Source organism: Mycobacterium sp. JS623 (assembly GCF_000328565.1).
In the GTDB taxonomy this organism is placed as follows: domain Bacteria; phylum Actinomycetota; class Actinomycetes; order Mycobacteriales; family Mycobacteriaceae; genus Mycobacterium.
Map to the genome: position 1 here is coordinate 625,150 of NC_019966.1, position 11,911 is coordinate 637,060.

The 11,911-nt window shown below is 64.0% G+C and carries 11 protein-coding genes; 3 read left to right on the top strand and 8 right to left on the bottom strand.

Annotated elements, in window-relative coordinates:
* Window positions 1-9 precede the first annotated feature (9 nt).
* The 5 genes from MYCSM_RS02915 to MYCSM_RS02935 all read right to left on the bottom strand — a co-directional run bounded on the left by MYCSM_RS02915 (window position 10) and on the right by MYCSM_RS02935 (window position 4,699).
* On the bottom strand, window positions 10-303 hold the full coding sequence (locus tag MYCSM_RS02915) for a hypothetical protein (RefSeq protein WP_015304637.1): 294 nt from the start codon (window positions 301-303) through the stop codon (window positions 10-12).
* Between the two features lie 165 nt (window positions 304-468).
* Window positions 469-2,010 (bottom strand): GAF domain-containing sensor histidine kinase, encoded by a 1,542-nt coding sequence (locus tag MYCSM_RS02920; protein ID WP_015304638.1) that lies wholly within the window; start codon window positions 2,008-2,010, stop codon window positions 469-471.
* Between the two features lie 63 nt (window positions 2,011-2,073).
* Window positions 2,074-2,814, bottom strand: a complete 741-nt coding sequence (locus MYCSM_RS02925) for a VIT1/CCC1 transporter family protein (protein ID WP_015304639.1) — start codon at window positions 2,812-2,814, stop codon at window positions 2,074-2,076.
* Window positions 2,811-3,725, bottom strand: a complete 915-nt coding sequence (locus MYCSM_RS02930; RefSeq protein WP_015304640.1) for an NAD(P)-dependent oxidoreductase — start codon at window positions 3,723-3,725, stop codon at window positions 2,811-2,813. Before MYCSM_RS02930 ends, MYCSM_RS02925 begins: the two co-directional genes overlap by 4 nt.
* Entirely contained in the window at window positions 3,722-4,699 is a 978-nt protein-coding gene (locus MYCSM_RS02935) for an aldo/keto reductase (RefSeq protein WP_015304641.1), read from the bottom strand. The genes MYCSM_RS02930 and MYCSM_RS02935 overlap by 4 nt, the downstream gene beginning before the upstream one ends.
* Before the next feature lie 238 nt (window positions 4,700-4,937).
* Here MYCSM_RS02935 and MYCSM_RS02940 point away from each other — a divergent pair, with 238 nt between their 5' ends.
* Entirely contained in the window at window positions 4,938-5,324 is a 387-nt protein-coding gene (locus MYCSM_RS02940) for a response regulator (RefSeq protein WP_015304642.1), read from the top strand.
* Here MYCSM_RS02940 and MYCSM_RS02945 read toward each other — a convergent pair.
* Entirely contained in the window at window positions 5,292-5,948 is a 657-nt protein-coding gene (locus MYCSM_RS02945; RefSeq protein ID WP_442928509.1) for a response regulator, read from the bottom strand. The genes MYCSM_RS02940 and MYCSM_RS02945 overlap by 33 nt on opposite strands.
* A gap of 476 nt (window positions 5,949-6,424) precedes the next feature.
* On the opposite strand from MYCSM_RS02945, the gene MYCSM_RS02950 reads away from it, so the two are divergent.
* Window positions 6,425-6,916: a DUF2231 domain-containing protein gene (locus tag MYCSM_RS02950; protein WP_015304644.1), complete on the top strand. Its 492-nt coding sequence runs from the start codon at window positions 6,425-6,427 to the stop codon at window positions 6,914-6,916.
* 122 nt (window positions 6,917-7,038) lie between these two features.
* Here MYCSM_RS02950 and MYCSM_RS02955 read toward each other — a convergent pair whose 3' ends face one another.
* Window positions 7,039-8,079, bottom strand: a complete 1,041-nt coding sequence (locus MYCSM_RS02955; RefSeq protein WP_015304645.1) for a 2-hydroxyacid dehydrogenase — start codon at window positions 8,077-8,079, stop codon at window positions 7,039-7,041.
* Between the two features lie 191 nt (window positions 8,080-8,270).
* On the opposite strand from MYCSM_RS02955, the gene MYCSM_RS02960 reads away from it, so the two are divergent.
* Complete coding sequence (locus tag MYCSM_RS02960; protein WP_051073860.1) at window positions 8,271-9,224, top strand: AraC family ligand binding domain-containing protein; 954 nt, start codon at window positions 8,271-8,273, stop codon at window positions 9,222-9,224.
* 89 nt (window positions 9,225-9,313) lie between these two features.
* Here the strand turns inward: MYCSM_RS02960 and MYCSM_RS02965 are convergent, their stop codons facing one another.
* Window positions 9,314-11,704, bottom strand: coding sequence for an FdhF/YdeP family oxidoreductase (locus MYCSM_RS02965; protein WP_015304647.1), 2,391 nt, complete (start codon window positions 11,702-11,704; stop codon window positions 9,314-9,316).
* Between the last annotated feature and the right edge of the window lie 207 nt (window positions 11,705-11,911).

Genomic DNA, 11,911 nt, shown 5'->3' on the forward strand with positions numbered 1-11,911 from the left:
CTTTGATCGCTACCGGGGCTGGCCCCACGGCCATCCCCACGGGTGCCAGCCCCAGCCGTAGTGATTGCCGTGGAAACCACCGTCACCGCCACGGAAGCCGCCGCCGTGGAAGCCGCCGCCACCACCGTGGAAGCCGCCACCGTGGAAGCCGGCGGGGACTATCTCGCTGCTCGTCACCGCTGTGGACGGGGCGCCCACCTGTGCCGCCGCCGGCGCGGCCGCGGCAGTTGGTGCCGCGGCGATAGCCACCGCAGCAGCGCCCGCCGCCAGTACCGGTGTGATGTGGGTCAGTTTCATTCGCATTATCTACTCTCTCGTGTGATGGTCGGCCTAGCTGTCATCGGTAAACCGGCGAATCTGTCTCTTGCACTTCCAGAGTCGCGCTCGTGCAGGGTTTTGTCGTCACCGCTTGCATCCATCGACGCGCTCCCGCTACCCGGAATCAGCCACCGTCGCAACGTATGACGGTCAGGAACCATCGAACGGGATCGTCGCCAGCAGCGACGTGCCGGTCCCGACGACGCTCGAGATCCGCAGCTGTCCCCCAAGCGCCTCGACTCGGTCGATCAACCCGATGAGTCCGGACCCCTTGTGCGAGTCGGCACCACCGATTCCGTCGTCGGAAATCGACACGCGCAAGTTCGCACCATCGGCCTGGACGTCGACTGTTACCTCAGAGGCCTGTGCATACTTTGCGGCGTTCGTAAGCCCTTCGGCGACAACGTAATAAGCTGCCACTTCGACAGACTCGGGCAAGCGCCGGTCGATGCCGAGGTCAAGCTCCACCGGGACGGCAGAGCGGCGGGCCAGCGTCTTGAGCGCTGGGCCCAGTCCGCCCCTCGACAGGATTGCCGGATGAATACCGCGCGATATCTCTTGGAGATCCTGTGAGACACCGCTCAGCCCCAGGACCATCTCAGAGACCTGCGCCCTCAATGTGAGCGATTCGGACGGCAACGACGCCTCAACCGTACGCAGTTGCAGACCCAAGGACACGAGCCGCTGTTGTGCACCATCGTGCAAGTCACGTTCGAATCGGCGCCGGGCGGCGTCAGACGCCGCGACGATTCTGGCGCGTGAAGCGGTCAGCTCTGTGCGGGCGTCGGCGTTGGCAATCGCGGTCGCGACCAAATCCGCGAAGTCCCCGACGCGTGCCTCGGTGTCTGCGGGTAGCGGCTCGGGTCGTGACGACCCGACATTGGCCGCGCCCCACAGCCGGCCGTCCACAACGATCGGTACGCCGACGCCTGAGCGCAAACCGAGCTCGTGGATGTATTGGACATCGGCAGAGTGCGTATGCTCGTGGCTGTCTCGCCGGGCGGCGCTGCCAGTGCGGAATACCAGCGCTGGAACGCTTTCGCCGTCGAACGAAAAGCGCTTACCGACCGGAATCCTCTTCTGCACACCGCGGTCGTCGTGGCTCGCGAGCAGAACCGCCCCGCCGTCGGCCTCAAAGCGGACCAGAGTTGCGTGGGTAACTTCAAGGCACCGGGCCAACTCCTCAGCCACCGCGGAGAACACCTCGTACGGCGGCACTGCACGTGCGACCAGAGTCGCGATGCGTCGCAAAGCAGCCTGTTGATCGGCAAGCATGCGGATGGCGTCTCGGCTTTCCTCGGCGTCCCGACGGCGCCGATTTGCTTCGGCCGCGCGTAATCGGGCCTGGCCCGCAAGGACATTGGCCAATAGTGCGATGGGCACGAAGACGACGATCGCTATCGTGTCCGCAGCCGTGATGGGAAAGACGCTCCCGTCGGCGTCGAGGTGGACGAACGCGTAGACAAGCGCGCTCGCCAACGTCGTCGACACCGCCAGCCTGAATCCCCAGCCGGCCGAAACCACCAGAACTCCGAGTAAGAAGACAACACCAAAGGGCATCCCCGGAAAGATCCGCTCGAGCAGGTACGCCAGAACTGTCTCCGCAAGGATGAAGGTCGTGGCGACCACGATGCCGACAGCAAGTGGTCGGGCCGTGGGGCGCACCAGCAGGTCGACCAGGCAGCGGCTCATCGGTGGCTCGCCAGCCGACAAATCAGAACTGTGTACCACGCGCACCTCTACCACACGCTTGGATCAAATCGCCGTTCCGACCATCTGGCCGATGCCGTAAGTGACGAACATCGCGAGCGCTCCGCCAAGTACTACCCGCAAGACCGCCTGCCTCTTTCGGGCGCCGCCCAGGATGGCACTCACCGTCCCCGTCAACACGAGCGCGATCAAGACCGACAGGAAGGCCACGGGGACACGGGCACCGACGGGTGGGAGCAGAATCGCGATGAGTGGGACGACGGCGCCCAAGGTGAAGGCGACGGCCGACGACAGCGCTGCCTGCCAGGGTTTGGACAGCTCGTCAGGATCGATGCCGAGTTCCACCTCGATGTGGGCGGCGAAGGCGTCGTGATCCGTCAGCTCCGTGGCCACCATCCGCGCGGTCTCCGCATTGAGCCCCTTCGCCGCGTAAAGGCCTGCCAATTCTTCAAGTTCCGCCTCGGGCATCTCGGCTAGCTCTTGACGTTCCTTTTCCAGAAGGGCCCGTTGGGTGTCGCGTTGTGTGCTCACCGAGACATACTCGCCGAGCGCCATCGAGACCCCGCCAGCGACCAAGCCTGCCAATCCTGCAGTGAAGATCACCGAGCTGCTCGTCGTGGCCGCGGCTACGCCCACCACAAGACCTGCGGTGGAGACGATTCCGTCGTTGGCCCCGAGCACCCCGGCACGTAGCCAGTTCAGCCGGTTGGTGATGTGCGAGGCATGCGGATCAGTCGCGGGATGCGTTGTCTCACTTCGTAATTCAGTTTCACGAGAGAGCGTCATGACGCAGCGATCGACAGGCGGCTGCCGGGTGTTGACGCGGTGGTGGCTGCTGCGGTGATGGCGGAGGCGACGTCGTCGCCGCCGTGATCGCCGGCGAGGGCCTGGTGCCAGCGTGGTAGAAGCGCGCTGGTCAGCGGCAGCTCCACGCCGTGCCGGTGCGCGGCGCTCAGTGCGAGCTCGGCATCCTTGGTCGCATGTCGCAACGGGAAGCCGGGCGCGAACTCGGCATGTACCATCGCGACGCCCTTTGCAAGGGCGTAATCCGACGCCATCGGCCCGTCGCCAATGGCCTCCAGCACGAGGTGCGGATCGAGGCCGAGTGCTTCGCCGAGCGTGAGGGTTTCGACCATCCCTTCGACGAGCACCGCCAACCAGTTGTTGAGGGCGAGCTTGAGCCGACTGCCGTCACCAGTGCTCTCGAGCCACAGCGTTTGCCGCCCCAACACGTCGAAGAGGGGCTGCACTCGGGCTCGAACTGTTGTTGCACCGGAGGCGAGGATGATCAGCTCGCCCTTTTCCGCGGCGCCGGAGCTACCCGAAACCGGCGCATCGACGAACGTGACGTCATGCCTGTCCGCCATACCCGAGAGTCGGTCGGTCCATTCAGTACCGACCGTGCTCATCTGGATCCAAACCGCGTCCGCCCCGAGCATGGACAGCGCTCCCGTCGGGCCGGTCATGACCTGTTCGACGGCAGCGCCGTCGGCGAGCATAGTGATCAACACGTCGGCGCCCGCGGCGGCTTCGCCAGGAGTGGACGTTCGGTGAGCATCGACCCCCACCACGGCGGCCTTGGCTAGCGTGCGGTTCCAAACACGCATGTGAAACCCGGCATGCAGCAGGTTGCGGGCGATCGGAGCGCCCATTGTCCCGGTGCCGAGTACGGCAACGGTTTTCATCGGTGTGGTCACGGCATGCCCTCTGGGGACGGTCCGGCAACCGGTGTGGCCTCGTCCATGATCGTTTCGATCTCATCGAGATCTGAGTCGGTGAGCGAGATGTCGGCGGCACGGAGACTGTCTTCGATATGGCCGACCTGCCGAGCACCGACGATCGCGACGTGCACGGCCGGGTTCGCCAGCGTCCACGCGATGGCCAACTGGCTGACGGTAATGCCGCGGTTGGCTGCGAACTTCTCCAACGCACGCACCGTGGCGAGGTTGCGACGGTACGTGCCGCCCCTGAAGACGTTGCTCGTTCCGCGCCAGTCGCCGTCCTCGAAATCGGTGTGCACGCTCATCGTTCCGGTCAGCAGGCCGTGTGCCAACGGCCCGTACACCAGCACGCCAATATTGTTCTCGACACAGTACGGCAGGACCTCGTCCTCGATCTCACGGCGGAAGAGGTGATAGGGCGGCTGCAACGTCTCGACCGGCAATGTGGCTGAGAATTCGGCCATCTGCGCGGTGTTGTAATTGGACACGCCGACATGGCCAATCTTTCCTTCGGTGATCAGGTCACCCAGGGCGCCCGCCGTCTCGGCGGCCGGCACGGTGGGATCGGGCCAGTGCACCTGGTACAGGTCGATGTGGTCGATACCCAACGCGGTCAGGCTGGCATCCACCCCTCTGCGTAGCCACTCCGGGCTTGTGTCGCGGACGAGGTCGGAATCAGTTTGGCGCAGACCGCCTTTGGTGGCGATCATGAGCTCGTCGCGCTCGCGGCGGAGATCGTCACGCAACGCCTTGCCGAGGATGGCCTCGGACGCGCCGAAGCCGTAGGCCTGCGCGGTGTCGAAGAAGTTCACGCCCAGGTCGCGGGCTCGGCGGATCGCAGCGATGGCTGCGTCCTCGTCGAACTGACCCCAGTCGCCGCCGAGTTGCCATGTGCCAAAGGCGATGCGCGAGACTTCCAGACCGCTACGGCCCAACGTGGTGATCTTCATGCTGTTCCAATCTCATCGAGCATCGGCAGGCCTGCGTCTGCGTTGGTACTCTCCAGGATCACCTGCGCGCCAGCCTGTGTCGGCAACGCTGATACCACTCGATGGCCCCTGGTGGTCGGAATCTGCTCATACCGGCTAGCTGCAACCGGTGGTGTTGAGGGGGAAGATTTGCAGGTAGTAGGAATGCGCACCGATCGCGACGCTGCCAAACTAAACCTATGCCGCTACGAGTGAACCGATGCGCTGTCTAATCGTCGACGACAGCGCGGATTTCGTCGACGCCGCGCGCGGATTGCTGGAATGCGAGGGCATCACGGTCATCGGGGTGGCGTCGACTAGCGCTGACGCGCTCGCGCTTTTCGACGAACTGCGGCCCGACGTGACGCTGGTCGACATCGATCTCGGCGACGAGAGCGGCTTCGAAGTTGCCGAGCAACTCCACAGGCTAGGTGGGTCGTCACCATCACCGGTGATTCTGATCTCCACCCACGCCGAGCAGGACTTCATGGAACTGATCGAAACCAGCCCGGCCGTGGGCTTCCTGTCCAAGTCCGCGATGACGTGCGGCGCCATCAACGATCTCGTCGGCGAGTCAGCGCGACTCGAGGAAGGCGATCACCGCTAGCACCCGGCGGTGATCGTCGCCGGTCTCCGCAAGGTCCAGCTTGGTCAAGATGCTGCGCACATGCTTTTCCACGGTGCCTTCGGTCACCCAAAGCCGATGGGCGATACCGGCATTGGAACGCCCTTCGGCCATCAATGCCAACACCTCACGCTCGCGCGCGCTCAGTGCAGCCAGTGGATCGTCGCGCCGCCGTGCCGAGACCAACTCCGACACCAACGCAGGATCGACTACCGAAGCCCCGTTGGCGATGCGCTCGAGCGTGTCCACGAAATCCGCTACGTCCGTAACCCGATTCTTGAGCAAGTAACCGATGCTGCGCCCGCTGGCCAACAGTTCCATCGCATGCTCGACATCCACGTGAGCCGACAGCACCATGATGGCGATTTCAGGAAACTCGTCGCGAATCTCCCGTGCCGCATCGAGCCCTTCGGTGGTGTGGGTGGGCGGCATTCGGATATCGGCCACCACCAAGTCGGGCTTGGTCTCGCGGACCGCCGCGAGCAACTGCACACCGTCGCCGGCTTGCCCACTCACCTCGAATCCCGAGCGATCCAGCAGGCTGGCCAAGCCCTCCCGAAGCAACAAATCGTCGTCGGCCACTACCACGCGCACTCGAGTCACCACCTTCTGCCCGGCCCGGAGCTTGTGTTTCTTGCGAACGCGGCGGGCGGTCTAGGACCCATGGTGCACCGGAAGGACAACCCGCACCCCTTGGACCGAGGAAGTTTGCAGCTAGCAGGGGTCATCCATAGCGGTCAGCCGCGACAACGCTGCTTCGCCGGGGAGGGGTCGCTCGTGCTGCTCGGACTTCGCTTCGACCACGCAGGCGCTTCCCGTAGTTGTGTTCTGCGCCGCGCATTCGCCCGCCAAAGTGCACGGCGCGTGCCAGTTATCGAGATTGAACTATCCCGTCAGCTATATCTGAACTCGAACTGGACACTGCGGCGACCGACGGGGAAGTGGTGCGCGGTTCGTACTCCGATTCATGCGCTACGACGAATGCGCGCATTTCTGCGTTGTCAGCAGCCGCACAGGTTTTCGTCAGCCGCTGCGGGAATGATCGAACTCGCTATTACGCGTTCCCGTGAGCAAGGACTTCCATGACCGTTTTGCAAGGGCTGCCGTCCCACGTGTTGTTCGTTCACTTTTTGGTGGTCCTCGTGCCGTTGACTGCTGTGCTGGAGATCGTGTGTGCGGTGTGGCCGGCTGTGCGACGGGGCCATACAGTGTGGTTCGCACTGATCCTGGCCGCCGTCACAACGGTGCTGACACCGATTACCACGGATGCCGGTGAGTGGCTCTACGACCTGCGACGCCACCCCGATCCCATCTTGCAAGAGCACGCCGAGCGCGGCGGGTGGCTGATCTACTTCTCTGTCGGACTGTTCCTCGTGGCGGTCGCGCTTGCGGTGTTGCACGTCGCCGAACGCCGATCCGACAAGCGTCGGTCGTGGGCGACCACCACCGTCGCGGTGCTGGCGGTCGTTGTCGGCGTTTCATCGATGATCCAGCTGTACCGCATCGGTGATACGGGCGCGCAGTCGGTGTGGGGAAACGAGATCGCTCACCTGAAGCAGGCCGCGGGAAAGTAGCGTCGACCGCGTCGTGGAACAGCGGCATGACTGCGACCGTCGCATCGTCGGGACCCGGCTCGTAGGAGACGCAGATCGCAACATCCATGACCGCCGCCTCATCGTTACCAATAAATGTGACCTCACGCCCTGAAACCGGAACACTTGTGAAACCTGTTATGCGCGCGCCTGTTCGGTGGTACGACCGGCGTAGTCAACGTCCCGTAGCTGAGGTACTGGTCGAGATTCCGTAACACCAGCTCCCTCATCAGCGAGAGGCTGCGGACTGTCGCGCCGCCGATGTGTGGTAACAGCACGACATTGTCCAGTTCGCACAATTCCGGTGGTACGTAAGGCTCTTCGGCGAAAACGTCGAGTCCGGCGCCCGCTAACCGCCGCGCAACAAGCAGGTCAACAAGAGCGTCCTGATCGACGACGCTGCCCCGGGCGATGTTGATGACATAGCCGTACGGTCCGAGAGCTTCCAACACTGTCCGGTCGACTAGGTGCTTGGTTCCTGGGCCGCCAACGGTCGCAATCACCAGCACGTCAACCGACTCAGCCAGCGCGACCGGCGACGCGACGTAGCGGAACGGGCAGCGGGGGACTTGGTGGCGACTGTGATAGGCGATGGCGCAATCAAAGCCGACGAGCCGCCGCGCGATGGCTGACCCAATTCGGCCAAGGCCGAGAATGCCGACTCGTGAACCGCTCAGGTCTCGCCCCAACGGATGACTGCCTTCGAGAGGCCAATGGCCGGACCGGACAAAGCTGTCGGCCGTACACAGGCCGCGCATCGTCGCCAGCATCAGACCGACGGCCGTGTCGGCAACGGTGTCGTTGAGCACGTCGGGGGTGTTGCTGACCCCGATGCCGAGCCGGCGTGCGGTGTCATCGTCGATGGTGTCGTAGCCGGCTCCGTGGTGCACGATGGCGCCGAGGTTGGGCAGCGCCTTCATCAGCTTCGCGTCCACACCGGGAGGCCCACCGTCGACGATGGCGCTGATCGACGCTCCATGCTCGGCGAGAAACGCCTTGCGGGTTGTATCGTTAGGCAATTGCAGCGCTTGATATTTCGCCTGAATCGCGTTGGCGAGCGACGGCTCAATCGTGCCTACTAGAAGGACGTTCACACAGCCATAGTCGGCCCTCGGCGACCTCACGTCGTCACTGCTGACGTCCATTGCTGGCTCCTGCCAGCGGTACTCAGTGCTTGCCTGTTGGCGCCGATGTAGTTCTAGCAGTCGAGCGCAATGCTGAGATGGGGTCGAGTTGCGCTGAACAGAGGCGCCCAAAGAAACGAGGAATAGTGACAACAGATCTCGTCCGCGGCGAACTTGATGAGGATGCGTTGAACCCGACGATTCCTGCGCCGATGACAAATGTTGCCGAGTACGGGTTCGAAGGGCGCTTCGAGGACTGGGCCGAGGATGCGCGGTACTTCGAGTACTCCAAGGCCGCGAACCCGATCGGATCCGGTCACACTTCGAAGATTCCCGTCAGGGCATTTAGCCGCGAGTTGTATTCCGACGGACCCACTCAGATCATTCCGTTGGACTTGTCGCATGAACTGGGAATCGCTCATGGACCAGCGACCAGCCCGGCTTTGGTGGCGCATTTCGTGCGAATCCGTGCCGGTGAGCACATCGCCACCGATCCGAATGCCACCTCACAGCTGTATTACGTGATCAGCGGCCGGGGATTCTCGGCGGTCAACGGTCGGCTGGTGCAGTGGGAGAAGGGTGATTTCCTGACTCTGCCCGCCCGTAGCCAAACCACCTTTTACGCCCACTCCGACGCTGCACTGTACTGGGTGCACGACGAGCCGCTGCTTCGTCACCTCGGCGCAGAGGCTGCCGAACCACGTTTTAAAGCAACGAAATTCCGGCGCGAGGACGCGGTGGACCGACTTGACGAGATCGCATCGCGCCCAGGGGCAAACGACAAGAGCCGGGTCAGCGTCCTGCTGGCCAACGCTGAACAGGAACAGACGCTGACCATCACCCACGTGCTGTGGGCGATGTTCGGCCTGCTGCCACCGGATCAGGTGCAGCGCCCGCACCGCCACCAGTCGGTCGCGCTCGATCTGATCCTCGACGCAGAGCCCGGTTGCTATACGCTGCTGGGCAGCCGGTTGGACCAGCGGGGCGACATTGTCAATCCGACCCGCGTCGACTGGGAGCCGGGGGGCGCGTTCGTCACGCCACCAGGACTGTGGCATGCGCATTTCAACGAGTCCGGTGCACCGGCGCATCTCATTCCGGTGCAGGATGCAGGGCTGCAGACATATCTGCGCAGCCTGGACATTCGGTTCTCCGACCGCCGATGATTTCGCGAAATACCCTGCAACACAACGCTTTTCGGAGCGGAAGCTGCCGCGGTGGCGATCCTCGCCGCCCCGATTGCGGCGGCCGATAATCAGAACCGGCGGGCGGCCGGTGCATCCGTTGGATCGGTGGTCGGGCCCGCCGTCGCGGGGCTGACTTCGACGATGAGTTGCTTGGTCAACGGTTGTCCGCTCTGCTCGCTGTGGTCTGCGATCGCACACAGCACGTTCAACTCGGGCATGTAACCGAATGCGTTGCCGCGCGGGGTGTCATAAGCGACGGCGCGGTAGCCGTATACCGTGCGGGTGCTGCCGTCGCGGGCGAAGCTGGTGATGTCAATGGGGTCGAACTCACCGAGTCCGCGTTCACGCATGTCGTCGGCGTTCATGAACAGCGCGGTGCGCAGGTTCTTCAGGCCGCGATAGCGGTCGTCATCGGAGTAAATGGTGGTGTTCCATTGGTCGTGGGACCGAACGGTGCTCAGCGTCAACCGTCCCGGCGGCGGCACCGCATCAGGCATCGGTGCGGACGAGAACTCCGCCGATCCGGACGCGGTGAGGAAGACCCGTTCGCGCGCCGGCTGCCGGATCCGGAATCCCAGGGGTAGTCGGACGCGGCGGTTGAAGTCCTCGAAGCCGTCGAACACCTTGGCCATGATGTCGCGGATCCGGTCGTAGTCCTCGATGTAGGACGCCCACGGTGTGGCGGAGGTCGGCAGGGTAGCCCGAGCCATACCGGCCAGGATCGCGCACTCGGACTTCAACTGACGGGAGGCCGGCTTCTTCATCCCAAATGACAAGTGCACCATGCTCATCGAGTCCTCGACGGTGACGCCCTGTTCGCCGGTCTGCTGAATATCTTTCTCGGTGCGCCCGAGGCAGGGGAGGATCAGCGCCTTGCGGCCGTGGACCAGATGGCTGCGGTTGAGTTTGGTGCTGACCTGGACGGTGAGCTCGCAGTTGCGCAGCGCTGCGAACGTCGCTTCGGTGTCCGGGGTGGCCAGCGCGAAGTTACCGCCCATGCTGACGAACACCTTCACGTCACCGGCGAGCATCGCCTGGATGGTGTCGACAGTGTCCAGTCCGTGCTCGCGCGGCGGGGTGATCGAGCACACCTCTTCGAGCCGGTCCAGCAGCTGCTTGGACGGCCGGTGATCGATGCCGCAGGTGCGGTTGCCCTGGACGTTGCTGTGGCCCCGTACCGGTGACGGGCCGGCCCCTTCACGGCCGATATTGCCGCGCAGCAGAAGGAGATTCACGATCTCGCGCACGGTGTCGACTCCGTGTTCCTGCTGGGTCAACCCCAGACACCAGGCCACCACGGTCCGATCCGCACCCAGGTAGACCTCGGCCAATCGTCGGATCGTCGCTTCGTCGACACCCGACTGGTGCACGATTTCCTGCCAGCCCGTCGCCTCGACGAGCAACCGGTAGGTCTCGAAACCTGTTGTATACCGCGCCACGAACTCGCGGTCAATGGCCTTGAGGTCGGTCTGGGCGCGCTCGAGTACAACCTTGGCGACGCCGCGAAGCAAAGCCAGGTCTCCGCCGATGCGCGGCTGAACGTTCATGGTGCCGGTCTTGGTGGCGTGGAAGGTAGCCATTGCGAGGATCTCGTGCGGCACGATCGTGCGGCGACTGGCCGCCTCGATCAGTGGGTTGATGTGCACGACCTGCGCGCCACGGCGATGGGCTTCAGCGAGTGACGTCAGCATCCTCGGCGCGTTGGATGCGGCGTTGACTCCCATCACGATCAGCAGGTCGGCCTTGTCCCAGTCGTCCAGGTCGCAGGTGCCCTTACCCGTGCCCAGCGACGCGGTCATCGCTCGGCCGCTGGCCTCGTGGCACATGTTCGAGCAATCAGGCAGGTTGTTGGTTCCGAACTCCCGCACCCACAGCTGGTAGAGAAACGTCGCCTCGTTGCTGAGCCGACCCGACGTGTAGAACGACGCCTGATGCGGGCTGTCCAGTCTCCGCAGCGTGGAGCCCACCAGCTCGAATGCCTCCGGCCACGAGATCGGCACATAGTTGTCCGACTCCACGTCATATGCCATTGGTTCGGTGAGTCGGCCTTGGTCTTCGAGCGCGAAGTCCGTCCACGCCGACAACTCAGTAACCGTGTGGCGGGCAAAGAAATCGCGGTCGACCCGCTTGCGGGTCATCTCCCAGGTGACGTGCTTGATCCCGTTCTCGCAGATATCCAGATGCAGACCCTTGGTGTCATCCGGCCATGCGCACCCGGGGCAATCGAAGCCGCCGTTCTCGTGGTTCATCAGCTGGATCGCCCGGGTGCCGGCAACCACCTCCCGGCTCTGCGCCAGCACCTTGGCCACGCTGCGCGCCGCGCCCCAGCCCGCCGAGGGATGGTGGTAATCCTCTTGGGAGAACTCACCACCGGCGTTCGGGCCGCGCCCCACCGCGGGGCGCCCAGGCTCACCCTGCCCGAGCAGGTCGCCCGCAACAGGAATCTTGTCGTTCCTCACGGATGCCCCTCCTCCGAGTCCCAGCCGGTCATCGCGCCGGTGTTTGACCGTCCAGCCGAGACGCGAGACTGATCTTCGTGCTTCGCGGGCCCAATGTCATGGTGGCTAGCTTCAATCTGCACGGCGGCTAACGCGGCTGCTACCCCGGAGCGGTGAAATGGCAAGGCTTTATCGCGATTTCAATAAGCAAGGCCCGCAGCTGGCAAT

Coding starts and splice junctions, on each gene's coding strand:
- MYCSM_RS02915 (WP_015304637.1), bottom strand. CDS start 303: ATGCGAATGAAACTGACCCACATCACACCGGTACTGGCGGCGGGCGCT.
- MYCSM_RS02920 (WP_015304638.1), bottom strand. CDS start 2,010: ATGAGCCGCTGCCTGGTCGACCTGCTGGTGCGCCCCACGGCCCGACCA.
- MYCSM_RS02925 (WP_015304639.1), bottom strand. CDS start 2,814: ATGACGCTCTCTCGTGAAACTGAATTACGAAGTGAGACAACGCATCCC.
- MYCSM_RS02935 (WP_015304641.1), bottom strand. CDS start 4,699: ATGAAGATCACCACGTTGGGCCGTAGCGGTCTGGAAGTCTCGCGCATC.
- MYCSM_RS02940 (WP_015304642.1), top strand. CDS start 4,938: ATGCGCTGTCTAATCGTCGACGACAGCGCGGATTTCGTCGACGCCGCG.
- MYCSM_RS02950 (WP_015304644.1), top strand. CDS start 6,425: ATGACCGTTTTGCAAGGGCTGCCGTCCCACGTGTTGTTCGTTCACTTT.
- MYCSM_RS02955 (WP_015304645.1), bottom strand. CDS start 8,079: ATGGACGTCAGCAGTGACGACGTGAGGTCGCCGAGGGCCGACTATGGC.
- MYCSM_RS02960 (WP_051073860.1), top strand. CDS start 8,271: ATGACAAATGTTGCCGAGTACGGGTTCGAAGGGCGCTTCGAGGACTGG.